17 protein-coding genes and 1 tRNA gene are annotated in these 14,890 nt (G+C 63.7%); 6 read left to right on the top strand and 12 right to left on the bottom strand.

The window, feature by feature from the left end:
- Nucleotides 1-11 precede the first annotated feature (11 nt).
- Both lipA and O3301_RS11435 read left to right on the top strand, forming a co-directional pair.
- Nucleotides 12-1,022: a lipoyl synthase gene (lipA, locus tag O3301_RS11440; protein WP_077398299.1), complete on the top strand. Its 1,011-nt coding sequence runs from the start codon at nucleotides 12-14 to the stop codon at nucleotides 1,020-1,022.
- A gap of 142 nt (nucleotides 1,023-1,164) precedes the next feature.
- Entirely contained in the window at nucleotides 1,165-1,827 is a 663-nt protein-coding gene (locus O3301_RS11435; protein ID WP_305056423.1) for a uracil-DNA glycosylase, read from the top strand.
- Between the two features lie 68 nt (nucleotides 1,828-1,895).
- On the opposite strand, the gene O3301_RS11430 is transcribed toward O3301_RS11435, so the two are convergent.
- From O3301_RS11430 to O3301_RS11415, 4 genes are all read right to left on the bottom strand, one after another.
- Nucleotides 1,896-4,067, bottom strand: a complete 2,172-nt coding sequence (locus tag O3301_RS11430; RefSeq protein ID WP_305056422.1) for a TonB-dependent receptor — start codon at nucleotides 4,065-4,067, stop codon at nucleotides 1,896-1,898.
- Nucleotides 4,068-4,159: 92 nt separating this feature from the next.
- Complete coding sequence (locus O3301_RS11425) at nucleotides 4,160-4,504, bottom strand: hypothetical protein (protein ID WP_305056421.1); 345 nt, start codon at nucleotides 4,502-4,504, stop codon at nucleotides 4,160-4,162.
- A gap of 67 nt (nucleotides 4,505-4,571) precedes the next feature.
- Complete coding sequence (locus tag O3301_RS11420; RefSeq protein WP_305056420.1) at nucleotides 4,572-5,393, bottom strand: helix-turn-helix transcriptional regulator; 822 nt, start codon at nucleotides 5,391-5,393, stop codon at nucleotides 4,572-4,574.
- Complete coding sequence (locus O3301_RS11415; protein WP_305056419.1) at nucleotides 5,383-5,928, bottom strand: YbhB/YbcL family Raf kinase inhibitor-like protein; 546 nt, start codon at nucleotides 5,926-5,928, stop codon at nucleotides 5,383-5,385. Before O3301_RS11415 ends, O3301_RS11420 begins: the two co-directional genes overlap by 11 nt.
- Before the next feature lie 221 nt (nucleotides 5,929-6,149).
- Here O3301_RS11415 and O3301_RS11410 point away from each other — a divergent pair, with 221 nt between their 5' ends.
- Nucleotides 6,150-7,307, top strand: a complete 1,158-nt coding sequence (locus tag O3301_RS11410) for a PepSY domain-containing protein (protein WP_305056418.1) — start codon at nucleotides 6,150-6,152, stop codon at nucleotides 7,305-7,307.
- Between the two features lie 90 nt (nucleotides 7,308-7,397).
- Nucleotides 7,398-7,820, top strand: a complete 423-nt coding sequence (locus O3301_RS11405; protein WP_305056417.1) for a PaaI family thioesterase — start codon at nucleotides 7,398-7,400, stop codon at nucleotides 7,818-7,820.
- 2 nt (nucleotides 7,821-7,822) lie between these two features.
- On the opposite strand, the gene O3301_RS11400 is transcribed toward O3301_RS11405, so the two are convergent.
- From O3301_RS11400 to O3301_RS11370, 7 genes are all read right to left on the bottom strand, one after another.
- On the bottom strand, nucleotides 7,823-8,518 hold the full coding sequence (locus tag O3301_RS11400) for an anti-sigma factor domain-containing protein (protein WP_305056416.1): 696 nt from the start codon (nucleotides 8,516-8,518) through the stop codon (nucleotides 7,823-7,825).
- Nucleotides 8,515-9,105 carry a sigma-70 family RNA polymerase sigma factor gene (locus O3301_RS11395; protein ID WP_077398290.1) on the bottom strand — a complete coding sequence of 197 codons (591 nt, stop codon included), beginning with the start codon at nucleotides 9,103-9,105 and terminating at the stop codon, nucleotides 8,515-8,517. Before O3301_RS11395 ends, O3301_RS11400 begins: the two co-directional genes overlap by 4 nt.
- Before the next feature lie 218 nt (nucleotides 9,106-9,323).
- Nucleotides 9,324-9,845 (bottom strand): peroxiredoxin, encoded by a 522-nt coding sequence (locus O3301_RS11390; protein ID WP_251349675.1) that lies wholly within the window; start codon nucleotides 9,843-9,845, stop codon nucleotides 9,324-9,326.
- 93 nt (nucleotides 9,846-9,938) lie between these two features.
- A complete protein-coding gene (locus tag O3301_RS11385) occupies nucleotides 9,939-10,625 on the bottom strand; it encodes a BON domain-containing protein (RefSeq protein WP_215410182.1) in 687 nt (228 codons plus the stop codon).
- The gene (locus O3301_RS11380) at nucleotides 10,618-11,214 is read right to left on the bottom strand and encodes a phosphoheptose isomerase (protein WP_034752465.1); all 597 of its coding nucleotides are present in this window, start codon (nucleotides 11,212-11,214) and stop codon (nucleotides 10,618-10,620) included. The genes O3301_RS11385 and O3301_RS11380 overlap by 8 nt, the downstream gene beginning before the upstream one ends.
- Nucleotides 11,215-11,271: 57 nt before the next feature.
- Nucleotides 11,272-11,631: a YraN family protein gene (locus O3301_RS11375; protein WP_289899750.1), complete on the bottom strand. Its 360-nt coding sequence runs from the start codon at nucleotides 11,629-11,631 to the stop codon at nucleotides 11,272-11,274.
- Nucleotides 11,632-11,640: 9 nt separating this feature from the next.
- The gene (locus O3301_RS11370) at nucleotides 11,641-12,783 is read right to left on the bottom strand and encodes a penicillin-binding protein activator (RefSeq protein WP_305056415.1); all 1,143 of its coding nucleotides are present in this window, start codon (nucleotides 12,781-12,783) and stop codon (nucleotides 11,641-11,643) included.
- 207 nt (nucleotides 12,784-12,990) lie between these two features.
- Between O3301_RS11370 and rsmI the strand changes: the two genes are divergently transcribed.
- On the top strand, nucleotides 12,991-13,899 hold the full coding sequence (rsmI, locus tag O3301_RS11365) for a 16S rRNA (cytidine(1402)-2'-O)-methyltransferase (protein ID WP_289906072.1): 909 nt from the start codon (nucleotides 12,991-12,993) through the stop codon (nucleotides 13,897-13,899).
- Between the two features lie 40 nt (nucleotides 13,900-13,939).
- Here the strand turns inward: rsmI and O3301_RS11360 are convergent, their stop codons facing one another.
- The gene (locus O3301_RS11360; RefSeq protein WP_305056414.1) at nucleotides 13,940-14,626 is read right to left on the bottom strand and encodes a hypothetical protein; all 687 of its coding nucleotides are present in this window, start codon (nucleotides 14,624-14,626) and stop codon (nucleotides 13,940-13,942) included.
- A 112-nt stretch (nucleotides 14,627-14,738) separates the two neighbouring features.
- Between O3301_RS11360 and O3301_RS11355 the strand changes: the two genes are divergently transcribed.
- A tRNA-Pro gene (locus O3301_RS11355) sits at nucleotides 14,739-14,815 on the top strand.
- Nucleotides 14,816-14,890 lie beyond the last annotated feature (75 nt).

Genomic DNA, 14,890 nt, shown 5'->3' with positions numbered 1-14,890 from the left:
GGCTTGCAGCCATGACTTCTGAGACCATTTCCAGCACCGCCCCCGCCGCTCCCGCCGCCTACAACCCGAGCGAAAAGCAAAAAGGCGCCAGCAAGACTTCGCGCATCCCGATCAAGATCATTCCGATCGAGCAAGTCGAGCGCCTGAAAAAGCCGGACTGGATCCGCGTCAAGGCCGCTTCGGCATCGACCCGCTTCTATGAAATCAAGGACATCCTGCGCGAAAACAAACTCGTGACGGTGTGCGAGGAAGCCAGCTGCCCGAACATCGGCGAATGCTTCGGCAAGGGCACGGCCACCTTCATGATCATGGGCGACAAGTGCACGCGCCGCTGCCCGTTCTGCGACGTCGGCCATGGCCGCCCGGATCCGCTGGATAAGGAAGAGCCGGCCAACCTGTCGAAAACCATCGCCAAGCTGCGCCTGAACTACGTCGTCATCACCTCCGTCGACCGCGATGACTTGCGCGACGGCGGCGCCGGCCATTTCGTCGAGTGCATCCAGCAAACGCGCGCCCTGTCGCCGAACACCCGCATCGAAGTGCTGGTGCCCGACTTCCGCGGCCGCCTGGAAAAAGCCCTGAACCTGTTCAAGGATGGCTTGCCTGACGTCATGAACCACAACCTGGAAACGGCGCCGCGCCTGTACAAGGAAGCCCGTCCCGGTTCCGACTACATGCACTCGCTGAAGCTGCTGAAAGACTTCAAGGCCATGTACCCGGACGTGAAGACCAAGTCCGGCATCATGGTGGGCCTGGGCGAGACGGACGAGGAAATCCTGCAAGTCATGCGCGACATGCGCGAGCACGACATCGACATGCTGACCATCGGCCAATACCTGGCGCCATCGAACAGCCACTTGCCCGTGCGCCGCTACGTGCACCCGGACGTGTTCAAAATGTTCGAGGAAGAAGCGTACAAGATGGGCTTCACCCACGCCGCCGTGGGCGCCATGGTGCGCAGCTCGTACCATGCGGATGAACAGGCGCACAGCGCCGGCGTGGAATCGGCGCTGAATTTCTAAGCACCTTGCGCTGTATCAAAGCCGCCCGCTCGCGCTGGCGGCTTTTTTTTGCCTGATTGAATCGTATGCGTCTCATCCGGCCGGGCGTTCTATACTTTCGTGCTGAAAAAGCATGATTGACGAATAGGCTATAAGGTGAGCCATGGACGTACGCATCGACGCATCGTGGAAGGCGCGGTTGGAGGCTGATTTCGCCGAACCTTACTGGGAACGCCTGGCCGCCTTCGTGAAGGCGGAATATGCGGTGGGGCCGTGCTGTCCACCCGGCAAATATATCTTCCGGGCCTTCGACCTGACGCCGTTCGAGCAAGTGAAAGTCGTGATCCTGGGGCAAGACCCGTACCACACGCCGGGCGCGGCCATGGGACTGTGCTTTTCCATCCCCGACGGCACGCCGCCGCAGCCCAGCCTGCAGAATATCTTCAAGGAATTACAGAGCGACGCAGGCGTCGTGCGCACCCGGACGGATTTGTCCGACTGGGCGCAGCAAGGGGTATTTTTGCTCAACAGCGTGCTGACGGTGCGCGCGGGGGTGGCCGGTACGCATGCGGGCAAGGGGTGGGAAAAGCTGACGGACAGCGCCATCCGCCACCTGTCCGCCGAGCGCAGCAATCTCGTCTTCATCCTGTGGGGTGGCTACGCGCAGGCCAAGCGCTCCCTGATCGACCCCGGCAAGCACCTGGTGCTAACGGCTCCCCATCCATCTCCCTTGTCGGCGAATAAAGGTTTCTTTGGCAGCAAACCGTTCAGCCTGGCGAATGCGTATTTGCAGGCGCACGGCCAGACGGCCATCGCCTGGGGATGAGACATGACACGGTACGGCAACCGACAGCGGCAGGCGTTGCTCCCTGCCGCTGTCTTCGCGCGTAACTCTTAGAAACTTGTTGATAAACCCGCATAGATGCTGCGGCGGGCGCCGTACTGCGGCGCTCCCACGCCCACGCCGGAACCGTCGCGCAGCAGGTAGGACTTGTCGAACAGGTTGATCAGGGCCAAACGTCCTTCCACCTTGCCGACCGGCGTATTTTTCCACGTGTGCGTGAGCGCCGTGTTGACGGTGAAGTAACTCGGCAAATGGCCTGAATTCGGCGCGCCGCCATCCGGTGTCATGCGCAGGCCGCTGCCGTAGAGGAAGTCAGCGCTCACTTGCGAATCGCCGAAATGATAATGGCCGCCACCGGACAGCGTGTATTTCTGGTCATGATCGAGATAGACATAGTTCTTGCTGATGTAGTTCAACTCATCGGCGCCAAACAGGGCTTGGCCCGAATTGATGTTGCGGCCCTGCGCCTTTTGCGTGCTGGCGTTGAGGAACAGGCCCCAGTTTTTCTCGCTGTAGATGGCCGACAATTCCAGGCCCTTGGCGTAGCCATCCGCATAGTTGAACGGCGTCAAGATCAATGCCTGGCCGAACTGGCCTTCGTCCAGCAGGTTGCTGATCTTTTTATAGTACACATCGGCCGTCACGGTCAGTTTCGCATTCACCTGGTGGCTGATGCCCACGTCGTAGTAATGCGTGCGTTCGGCCTTGACGTTGTCCGACTGGCCGATTTCCGGCGCATTCGTCGTGTTCGCGTACAGGTCGATGCTGCCTTGCGCCGCCAGTTCCTGCGGCGGCGGCGTGAAGTAGCGCGAATAGCCCGCGTGCAGGGCCGTGCCCGGCGCCAGCTGGTACGCCAGGTTCACGCGCGGGCTCCATTGCTGCTCGTTCGTGTAGGCCGACACCTTGTCGAAGCGGGCGCCATAGTTCAGGGTCAAGGGTTTGCTGATATGCCATTCATCCTGCAGGTAGAAACTGGCCAGGGTGCCCGTCTTGCCGCTGTTGTCGACGATGGAAACCGGCGTGGTGGCGCTTTGCGCGCCGTCAAGCGCCGGGAAGACGGCCACCGTGTTGTCGCTTGTCGTCTTCTGGCGCGTGTAGGCCAGGCCGGCGCGGACGGTGTGGTCCTGGTGCAACTTGTAGCTGATATCGAACTGGGCACCCGAGGCGCTGTTCGCACGGCGCGAATCCGACGCCACGCCGTTGTAGATCAGGTCGCCGATGGAGTCCGGCGTGAAGTGCAGTTCCGAATACTGGTGGAAGGCGGACACCTGGTAATTGAGGTCGCCCAGGCTCTTTTGCAGCGACAGCACGAGGAAGCGGTTCACTTCGCGCTGGTTTTCATTCAGCTGCGACGACGGCAAGGTGGACGTGCCCGCCTGCGCATCGCTGTGACCGGCCAGCGAGAAGCCCGGCGCCTGGTCCGGATTGTTGGGGATCTGGAAGCGGCCGTTATACGTGCCGAACATGGCGCCCAGGCGCGTGTTGTCATCGAGGAAATACGACAGGCTGCCGAACGATTTGTTCTGGCGCGTCTTGTCGTGCAGGGCGCTGCGCGTGTCCTGCGGGTTTTCCACGCCCAGGGAATTGCCCAGGTAGCTGCCGGACAGGTAGTAATTGAACTTGCCCACGCTGCCGAAAAATTCCGCACTCGGTTCCACATGGTCGTGGCTGCCGACCATGATGCCGATGCGCCCGCCCGGCGTCATGCCGCCCTCCTTCGTTTCGATGTCGACGATGCCGGCCGTGCGCAGGCCGAACTGGGCTGGCAAGGCGCCCGTCATGAAATCCGTCTTGTCGATCAGGCGCGTGTCGATCGACTGGCCAAAGCCGCTGATGCTTTCCGGCAATTGCACGCCATTGATGCGGTATTGCACGTTGGCATGGTCGTCGCGCACGTGCAGGGCGCCGGAACCCTTCGAATCCTGCGATACGCCCGGCAGGCGCAGCAGCACTTCATTGAACGGCGTGTTGTCGCCCTGGCCCAGCATGTCGACCATGTGGCTGTCGATGCTGTAGATGGTGGTGCCGACTTTCGGCGACAGTTCGATGCGCGCGCTTTTCAAATGGGCGGACGTGACTTCCACTTTTTGCATCTCTTGCGGTGCAGCATCGGCACCGGAAGCGGCCGGGCTGGCATCCGCGGGCTCGGCGGCATGGGCGGAAAAGCTGAACAGGCTGGCAAGGGCGAGCGACAGCGCGCTCAGGCGTGGTGTGTGTTGCATGGTGAACCTCGAAAATAGTCTACGCCAGGCGGCCCGGCGCGCATGAGGGCGCGGCGGTGCTGCCTGAAAAAAGGATAAAAACAGCGTGGGAACTACAACGAGGCGGCAGGCGGGCCGCGCACGGGCGGCAGGATGAGGGCGGCGGCGGGCGCCAGGGTGGCGGGCGCGACGGCCAGCAAGCGGTACGGCAATAACTGGGCGGGCGGCTCGGTGACGGCCGGCGGCACGGCGATATCGGCCACCTTGTCGATGACGGTGGCGCACAGCGCGCACTCTTCCGCGTCGAGGCTGGTCTTGTGCAGGTGCGAGGCGGCCGTCGACAGCAGGAACACGAGGGCCAGCGCACTGAACAGCGCCACGCACAGCCGCCACGGCGTGCGCGCGAGGGCGGCGGCACCGTGATGAGCAAGCTTGCGGGTGGGCTGGCGGGAAGACATGGGCGCATAGTAGCAAGAAAATCGCCGCCTTGTCAGCGCTTGTTGCGTGATTTGCGCTGGATGAACTTTACAGGGTGGCGCGCAAGTCGCGCGGCGACAGACCGTAATGCTGGCGAAAACGGGCCGCGAAGCGCGAGGGCGAGGCGTAGCCGCAGGCGGCGGCGATGTCGCCAATGGGTAAGATGCCAGATTGCAATTCTTGCAAGGCCAGGCCCAGGCGCACGTCTTCCAGGATGGCGCGGAAGTGACGTTGTTTCAGGGCCAGCTGGCGGCGCAGCGTGGACGCGCCCAGGTGCAGCTGGCTGGCGACCTTGGCCACGCTCCAGTCGGCGGCCGGGTCCAGCAGCAGCATTTGCTGCACGCGCGCGGCCAGCGGGTCGCGGCGGTCCAGCAGCAAGGGGCCGCAGTGGCCGCCCAGGGCCAGGGCCAGCAGCAAGCCTTCGGCCTGGTGCGCCAGCAGCGCGGGCGGGCTACCGGCAGCCAGGCTGGCCATCAGCTGGTCCCAGGCCAGCGCCGCGTGGTCATCGAGCGGCACGCACAAGCTGGCCGTGGCCGCCTGGCGCAGCTGGCCATCGACGAGGCTGCCATGGCGCGCGCGGAAACGGGCGATCAGGGCTGGCGAAAAACTCAGCACTTCGGCCCGGTAGCCTTGCGTGCCGGGCAGGTTGGCCACACCCAGTTCCTGGCCCGCCGGCATCAGCACCACGTCGTGCGTCCCGGCGCGCGCCTGGCGAGCGCCCCATTCCAGCAGTTTTACTCCCTGCCGCACGCGGCACAGGGCGCTCTGGAAGACGGGTACGCGGCGCAGGGTTTGCGCGCGGCGCGCCTCGATGGTGCCGTGGGCGATGCGCAGTTCGCTCAGGGCCACCGCTTCCATCTTATCTTCCATACAGTCCCGTCAGCTGTGCCTTGCCCAGCGCGTTGGCGTTGAGCATGTAGCCGAGCATGGCGCCGCTGGCCTGTTGATCCAGGGGCAGCTTGTCCACGCCCAAGGCCCAGACCGTGATCTGATAGCGGTGCGCCTTGTCGCCGGGCGGTGGGCAGGCGCCGCCGTAGGCGCTGTCGCCGAAATCGTTGCGTCCTTGGATGGCGCCCGCTGGCAGGGTGCCGGCCGTGGCGCCGCCCGGCAAGGAAGTGGTGCCGGCGGGCAGATTGAATACGCTCCAGTGCCACCAGCCGCTGCCCGACGGCGCGTCCGGGTCGTACAGGGTGACGGCGTAGCTTTTGGTGCCGGCTGGCGCGCCGTGCCACGACAGCTGCGGCGCCAGGTTGCCGCCCGTGCAGCCGAAGCCCTGGAACACTTGCGCAGGAGCCAGGGTCTGGCCAGGGGCGATGTCGGTGCTCGATACCGTGAAATCGGCCGCGTGGGCGCCCAGGTGCAGAGCGAGGCCCAAGGTGGCGGCGAAGAGGCGGGCAGTGGTCATGGTTTTCCTTTCGATGAAGTATAGGGGAAAGTGTATGCCTTGCAACATTCCTCCGCGATGCCGATGCGCTCGCTGATGGTGCCGAAACGCTCGGTTTCCTCCAATTCGCGCGTTCTGATGAGCGTGTTGTATGGTTCTTCCCTTTCTTGCCGCACGTGATTTTCACTGCAGGGCTTTCATGCTATCGTTTCGCAGCCCAAAATTCCCAGAGTCCCCCCTTCATGTCCAAGCGCCCGATCCCATGGCTGTTAGCCAAGCTGCACCTGTATGCGGGCCTGTGGTTCGGCGCCCTGTTCGTCCTGCTGGGCGTGACGGGGTCCGCCATCGCCTGGATGCCGGAACTCGATGCATATCTGAATCCTAATTTGTTGCAGGCGAGCACGCCCGCGCCCGGCCAGGTGTTCCAGGTGACGCCACGCACGCTGCAAGCGGTGGTGGACCAGCTGACTGCCGACCCTGCCTACGGCCAGCCTTCGCAGATCAATCCGCCCGCCGATGCGCGCGACGTGTACGTGGCGTCGTACCGCCAGGCCGGCAAGCCGTCGCCCTTCAGCCAGGCCATCGTGCGCCAGGTGATGGTCGACCCCTACACCCTGCAAGTCAAAGGCGAGCGCGACTGGGGCCGTTTCGGCCTCACGCGCCCGCTGTTGATGTCGGGCATGTTTCATTTGCACCGCTATCTGCTGTCGGGCGACGCGGGCAAGACGGTCACGGGGATTTCCGGCGTGATGCTGCTGTTGATGGCGCTCACCGGCATCTATCTGTGGTGGCCGCGCCTGCAGTGGACGGCGATCAAGCGCGCGCTGACGGTGTCGCATGGCGGTTCCTGGCCCCGTTTTCATTACACGTTTCACAAGGCGGCGGGCTTCTTTGCCGCGCCCGTGCTGGCTGTGCTCGCTTTTTCCGGCATCTATTTCAATTTGCCGCAATTGATCGTGCCGCTGGTGGAGCTGGTGTCGACGGTGCCGGATACGGCAAAATTGAAGAATGTGGCGCAGGACGGTGCCGTGCTCGATGCGGGCCAGGCCATGGCCGCCGCGCAGCTGCTGTATCCGCAGGCGCGCGTGTCGCGCATCGTGCTGCCGGCGAAAAAGGACCAGCCGTATGACGTGCGCGTGCGCCAGCCCGGCGAAATCGCCCACGGCGACGGCGCCACGCGCATCACCCTGGACGCGCGCAGCGGCTTGCCCCTGCGCATACGCGATCCCTTGCGGGCGCCGGCCGGCGATGTTTTCCTCGGCTGGCAATTCCCCCTGCATTCGGGCCAGGCGTTCGGCGTGGCCGGGCGCGCCTTCATTACCGTCTTCGGTTTGATGCCGCTGCTGTTCTTGCTGACGGGCAGTTTGGTGTGGTGGAAACGGCGGCGTGGCCGGAAATAGGCGGTTGCCAAACCGATGCGGGGAAAGTTGCTATCATCATAGTATTTTCCGGCAGATCCGCTGTCCGGATTCACCCGCACAAGGACCAGCATGAGCAATCCCGGCATCACCGTAGCAATGTTGAATGAACGCGGCACCGGCCGCCTGCCCGGCCACCTGGGCATCGTCATCACGGCAGTGGGCGACGGCCAGCTGACGGCGGAATTGCCCGTGCTGCCGCACTTGCTGGCGCCGAATGGCTACCTGCATGCGGGCAGCGTGGTGACCCTGGCCGACACGGCTTCCGGCTATGGCTGCATCGTCAACCTGCCCGAAGGCGCGAGCAATTTCACGACCATCGAGTTGAAATCGAACCACCTGGGCACGGCCCGCGAAGGCACGCTCACCTGCACGGCGAAAGTCGAGCACAAGGGCCGCAACACGCAAGTGTGGGATGCCGTGGTGAAAAGCAAGGAAACGGGCAAGACGATTGCCCTGTTCCGCTGCACGCAGATGATTCTGTATCCTAAATAAGCTTAGATTTTCACCCAGTTACCCTTGTACAAGATTGGTCCCGTCGGTCCGTTCGGATCCGGCGAACCGCCTTTCGGCTCCAGGGTGACGGCCAGCAAGGCCACGTCGCTGCCGATGGCGCGCTGCGACAGGGCCAGTTTCACGTTGCCCTTGTCTGCCAGCAAGCCGAGCGAACGTGGGTTGCCGCTCTTCGGCACGGCCCACAGTTCCAGATCCTTATCACTCGGCACGGGCGCGTTGCCCACCATGCGCACCTCGAGCGCGCCGTGGCGGCTGTCGGCCGTCAGCAGCAGGGCCGTTTGCGCTTTCTCGTCCGTCAGGCTGGCCACATAGCTGATCTGCGGCGCATCCATCACGCGCGTGGCCACGACGATCACCAGCAGCGCGGCGATGGCGCTCGACGCCATGCCCAGGCCACGCCAGAACGCCAGCGAATCGCGCAGCCAGGACTTGCCGCCCTGCGGACGCAGGTGCAGGCGCTGCTCGATCTGTTGCCAGACGCGCTTGGGCGGCGCCACGGGCGTGGCGAATTCGGCCATCGGTTCCAGGCGCTGGCGCCATTCGGCCGTGATATTGCGCAAGTCGGCGTCGTTGTACAGCCAGCCTTCGAAACGCCGCCGCGCGCCCCCTTTCAGGGTACCCAGCACGTATTCGGACGCCAGTTTCTGGCGCAGCACGTCATTGCCGCGGATATTCATGATGCCTCCCGTTTCGCCAGGCACGTGCGCAGCCGTTCCAGGCTGCGCCGTATCCAGGTCTTCACGGTGCCGATCGGCAGCGACATCTGCTGCGCCACTTCGCTATGCGACAGGTCGTGATAGAACGCCAGGGCGACCACCTGCCGGTGCAGCCCTTCCAGGGCGGACATGCAAAACGCCAGCGCCTTGGCGTCACCGCTCAGTTGCAGTGACTCGATCGGCGTGGCCTGGGGGTCTCGGAGTGCATTCATGACTTCGCTATCAAACTGTTCGGCATCGATTTCCACGGTATCGTCGCTGCGCCGCAGCACATCGAACGCCTTGTTGCGCACGATGGTGGCCATCCAGGTCATCGGCGCCGCCAGATGGCTCTGGTAAGCGGCGGCGTTGTTCCAGATGGCGACGAACCCCTCTTGCAAGGCTTCTTCAGCGAGCTCTTGCTTATGCAATATACGCAGCGCGAAGCCAAACAGTTTCGATGAGGTGGAGTTATATAGCTGGCGGAACGCGGTGGCGTCCTTGTTACCGGCGGCGAGCAGCCAGGTTTTCAGTTGCTGCGGGTCGAGCGATTGGGCGGCTGGGGACACGGCTGGCCTTCACAAGGTGAGTGGGATCACGCAAGGGAAGGTTATAACAGATTGGCAACACCTGGCAACAGGGTTTTGTGCGGTGCTCCCCTCGTCTTCAACGCCTCACAGAAGCATAGCGAGCGGAAGTGAGTTGCGGCAGAGAAGCGGAACTGTGCTTGAGCACAGTGAGCATCGCAGGCTGCAAATCGCGACGCGCAGTAGCTTATGTGAGACGTTTAGCCGGCGATGGCGGATTCGAGCAGCTTGTGCAGTTCAGCGAATTCCGGCTTGCCCACGTAGCGCTTGAGGATCTTGCCCTGTTTGTCCAGGACGAAGGTGGTGGGCGTGAGGGCCACGTCGCCGTAGGCCTTGGCCGCCTCGCCCGTCACGTCGAGCGCTACCTTGAACGGCAGCTGGCGCGTTTCGGCGAAGTTCAGCACGTAGTTGGCCGGATCGTATTTCATGGCCACGGCCACGAATTCCAGTCCCTGACCCTTGTACTTGTTGTAGGTGTCGACCATTTCCGGCATTTCCGCCACGCAAGTCGTACACGAGGTGGCCCAGAAATTGACCATCACCACCTTGCCGCGCAGGCTGTTTGACGTGATTTTCTCGCCATGGATGCCGTGGAAGGTCACGTCCGGCGCGCTTTGCTTGTCATTCAGCGACAGATAGCCGGCTGCTGCCACGCCCGCCACGACGACGGCGATCAGGGCTGGCTTGATCCAGGACTTGCTTGCGGATGGCGAAGTTGACATGGTTTTCACTTGAAAAGCGGGGCGATGCGGCCACGATGCGACTATTATAGCCGCCGCATCGTTGGCGCGCCCTAGGTCGGATGGCGGAGGCGCTTACTGCTGGACCGTATCGCTGACGGTGTTCGTCGTGCGCTGCTGCGGCGGGTCCGGCTGCAATTGCTTCAGTTCCGCTTCCGAGATGTAGTCGAACAGCTTGACCACTTTCTGCACGCCGCCCACGCCGCGCGCCACGTCGGCCGCGACCGTGCCTTCGCGCTGGGTGACTCTGCCCATCAGGAAGACGGTGGCGTTCTCGGTGACGACCTTGAACGAGGCCGCCGAGATGGTTTTCATGTCGACCAGGCTGGCCTTGACCTTGGTGGTGATCAGCGCATCGTTCGAGCGCGAGGTATAGCTGGCCGGGCCGGCGATGATCAATTCATTCGCCACCGATTCCACGCCCTCAATATTGCGCACTTCGCGCTCGACGGCATTTTTCATCGCCTCGTCGCGCACTTCGCCCGTCAGCAGGACGCGGCGGTTGAAGCTGGTGACGTTCACGTGGCCCACGTCGCCGACGATGGAGGGGATGCGCGACTCGCCTTTCAGGGCGATCGACTTGTCTTCGGTCTGCGCGCCCAGGGTGCGGCGGTCCGCTGCTGCCACGCCGCCCATCACCGCGCCGCCGACCATCAATTCGATGCAGCCGGTGAGCGAGGTAAGCATGGCGCCGCACAGCAGTGCGGTGGCCAGCGGGCGTTGTACGCGTTTCCAGCCTGGGCCAGTACCGAATTTAGTCATTCACGTCTCCTCCGAATAGGGCGACATCGATGCCGTCGCAGATGCAATGTATGGTGGTCAGATGGACTTCCTGGATGCGCGCCGTGCGCTCGGCTGGCACGCAGATATGCACGTCGGCGTCCGTCAGCATCTTGCCGATGGCGCCGCCGTCCTTGCCCGTCAGCGCCACGACGCGCATTTCGCGTTCGAGCGCCGCTTCCACGGCCGCCATCACGTTGGCCGAATTGCCCGACGTGGAGATGGCCAGCAGGATGTCGCCGGCCTGGCCGAACGCCTGCACCTGCTTCGAGAATATCTCGCGGTAGCTGTAATCGTTCGCCACGGCCGTCAGGATGGACGTATCCGTCGTCAGCGCCAGGGCCGGCAGCGGAAAGCGCTCGCGTTCGAAGCGCCCGACCAGCTCGGCTGCGAAATGCTGGCAGTCGGCGGCGGAACCGCCGTTGCCGCAGGCGAGGATCTTGTTGCCGTTGGACAGAGCATAGAACATCAGGTCGATCGCCTGCGCAATCGGTTGCGCCAGTACGGTGGCGGCCTGGATCTTGAGTTCGGCACTTTCGTGGAAGTGCGAGAGGATGCGTTGATTATTCATAGTCTGCCGATTATAGTGCAGGCGCGCGGCATGGCGGACAAGCACTGTTAAAAATGCTTACATATCGAGGATGTTCTTCAGCCAGCTGATGCGCCCGCCATCGATGGCCAGCGCGTCGAAGCGGCATGGCGGCAGCGTCTTTTGCCCCAGCAGCCAGGTTTGCGCGGCCAGCACCATGCGCCGCTGCTTGGCCGGCGTGATGCTGGCCAGGGCGCCGCCGTAGGCTGTACTGCTGCGCAGCCGCACTTCGACGAAAACGATGGCGGCGCCGTCGCGCATGATCAGGTCGAGTTCCCCGCCCTTGCACAAATAGTTGCGTTGCAACAGCACCAAGCCTTGCAGCAACAGATACGCGAGCGCATCGTCTTCTCCTTGCCGTCCCCGTTCCCGTTTGTTCCAGAAAGCGAAGGGCGGCATGGCGTGTCCTTATTGCGCTGCCGGGGCCGGCGGCCAGGTACCCAGTACGCCCTGCTGGTAGGTGGCGGCCTGTTCCGTGCGTTCGAACACGCTTTGATCACCGTCGAAGCGCACGGCCAGGCGGCCCGTCACGCCATCGAGGGTAAATGGCGCGTTCGGCCGCAGCGCCACTTCGCGCGCCACGCGGAAGGCATCGATGCCCAGCGCGTACAGGCGTTCCATGTCGGCCGTCAGCCGGCGTTCGGCTGGCTGCTCAGGCTGTGGATACACCATCACTTGCGGATGGTCGCGCTGCACTTGCCATGGCAAGTCCAGCAGGCGCGCGCCGTCGAGTTCCGGGCCGCTGGCGCCGCGTCCGGCGCCGGGATTCAAGGACGAGGTGCCATACAGCGGCAGATCGCTGCCGATGGCCACGCGCAGCTTGCGCGCCTGGTCGGCGTCGAGCGCGGCAAACAGCAGGCCCGGCGGCGTGGCGGCCAGGCGCGCGCGCAGCTGCACCAGCTCGGCATCGCTCAGGTAGCCATTCGTGGCCGTCAAGTCCATGGTTTCGATCTTGCCGCCCTGGCGCAGCCATTCCTGCTTGAAGGCGGCGCTGATGCGGCGCTGCGAGGGCGAACCGGCCGACAGGACCAGCGCGCTGGCGCCCGGCTGTTCGCTGGCGGCCCAGGCGGCGACCTGGCGCGCTTCCGCCTCGATCGACAAGCCCATCACCAGCAGCTTGGCCGGCAGGCGCGCGTCGCCGCGGTTGTCCGGGTGGTTCAGGGCGATCGTTGGTTTACGCACCAGGTCGCTGTTCGCCACGGCCGTGACGGCCGAACGCGACAAAGGCCCCACGACGATGTCCTGTTCTTCCTGCGCTTGCGCAAACTTGTTCAGGACGTCGCTGCTGCCATCGCCCGTATCGATCACCGTCACTTCAAAGCCGCTGCGGTCGCGTTCGTACGCAGCCATGAAGCCGGCGCGCAGCAATTCGGCGGCCGGGCCCAGGGAAGCCGAGCGCAGCGGCAGCAGCAGGCCGATGTGGTGGACATTGCCGTCGGACGGCGCCGGCGCCGTGGCGGCCGGCATGTCGAGTGGCGTGCCGGTGGCCGGTTTGTTCTTGATGGGTGTCAACGGCGCGCCGTTGCCGTCGTACGCGGTAATATCGGGCACGGCCACGGCGAAAGTGACGGGTTCGGGCGCGGGCGGCTTCGGCGGCAGGGGCAGCGGCTTCGGTGGCGGCAGCGCCCTTGTGTTAGATTCAATAGGCGCGCACAATTGCCCGGGCGCGTCGCAAGGCGTGCTGCAAGCGCTCAGCATGCCGGTCGCGGCACAAACAAGCAGTAACTTCACACTATTAGCAAGCATTTAACCTCCAAAATGACCGTACAAGAAATCAGTTCCATCGCCAGCCTGCCCATCATGACAGAGGCGGCGCACCAGGTCTATCCTATCGCAACATTGTATATAGTGGCCACGCCGATCGGCAATGTGACCGATATCAGCCTGCGCGCGCTGCATTTGCTGAGCCTTGCCGATGCCGTCGCCTGTGAAGATACGCGCAATACGGCGCACCTGCTGACGCGCTTTGGCTTGAACAAGCCGTTGATTGCGGCGCATCAACATAACGAACGCGAAGTGGCGCAAACTTTGATTGCCCGCCTGCACGCCGGCGAGCGCATCGCCCTCGTCTCCGACGCCGGTACGCCCGCCGTGTCCGACCCGGGCGCGCGCATCGTCGACGCCGTGCGCGCGGCCGGCCTGCGCGTGCTGCCCCTGCCCGGCCCATCGGCGGCGATCACGGCCATTTCCGCCAGCGGCTTGCTGAATGACCAGTTTTACTTTGTCGGCTTCCTGCCGGCCAAGGCCAAGCAGCGCGAAAACATGCTGCACAGCCTGCGCGGCGTGACGGCCACGATGGTGTTCTATGAAGCGCCGCACCGCATCCTCGATTGCGCCACGGCCCTGGCGGCAGCGTTCGAGCCGACGCGCCAGGTGGTGTTTGCGCGCGAACTGACGAAACTGTTCGAGGAAATCCACCGCTGCCCCCTGTCCGAGGCGGAGGCGTGGATACGCGCCGATGCGCACCGCGAAAAGGGAGAATTCGTCGTCCTGCTGGAAGGCGCCACCGAAGCGCAGGACGCGGAAGACGTGGAAGCGGAACGCATCCTGAATATCTTACTGGCCGAATGCAGCGTCAAGCAGGCGGCGAATTTGACGGCGCAGATTACGGGCCGCAAGAAAAACGCCCTGTATGAGCGGGCGCTGCAGTTGAAGGGGCAGGAATAATCTGATGGCGGCATACCCATGATGGGGTGTTGCTAAATAATCACCACTTGCAGCCGCTATCCTTCTTGTCGAGCAGCATCAGCACGGGCGCCAGCAAGCCCGCACCGGAATAGGCGGTGCGGCAATCGCCGCGCTTGCCTTGTGCGATGTCGCGCGCCAGTTGGGTTTCCGTTTGCAGTGGCTTGTCGGGGATTTGCCCCACGGCCGTGCCCACCTTGGACGGATCGCGTTCGCCTGCCATCTTGCGCGCCGTCCGCCTGGCCGCGTCCATGTCGAATTTCGGTGTTTCCGGGGTTTCTTGCCTGAAGGTATCGGCACTGGCCGCCGGCGTGGCCGGCACGACCGTGATGGCTTGCGGGCTGGCCGCTGGCGCCGTGGTCGCCGCCGGCGTTTCCCGGACCGTGGCGACCTTCGGCTTGCTGATGGGCTTGGGTTCGCGTTTCGGCTTGAGCACTTCGACGGGCGGCGGAGGCGGCTTGGCGGCCAGCGGACGTATCCACACGGCGATCGATTCCACGCGCGGGGCCGTGTCCATCCGCGCGGCCGGCTGCACATGGCGCCACAGAGTGATCAAGGCGCCATGCAGCAGCAGGGACACGGCGATGCCCAGCACGATGCCGCGGCGGTTCGGCAGGGGCCGGCCACCGTCGCTTCTTTCTATCCTGAACTCCATTGCCGTCGTCACCTTCATGTCTGATCGGGAAAACTTGCCAAGCCAGTGTCGCATACTTCAATCGTTTTGAAAAATACATGGGTTCCAGTGCCGCGCGTAAATAATTTACACAGAGTTTCACCTGACCCTTGACCGAAGTCGATACGGCCTGTATTATCTTGGTCTTCGGAGTGTGGCGCAGCCCGGTAGCGCACCTGGTTTGGGACCAGGGGGTCCAAGGTTCGAATCCTTGTACTCCGACCAAATTTGTAGAAAAAAACCCAAGAGTTTAGGCTCTTGGGTTTTTTTTCGTCTGTAGCGCCTGTGGCGCGAGGCCGG

This window comes from Janthinobacterium sp. SUN211 (assembly GCF_030587315.1).
GTDB lineage: Bacteria > Pseudomonadota > Gammaproteobacteria > Burkholderiales > Burkholderiaceae_D > Janthinobacterium > Janthinobacterium kumbetense.
Note: the sequence above shows the minus strand (reverse complement) of the source record. Positions and strands in the feature narration are given on the sequence as shown.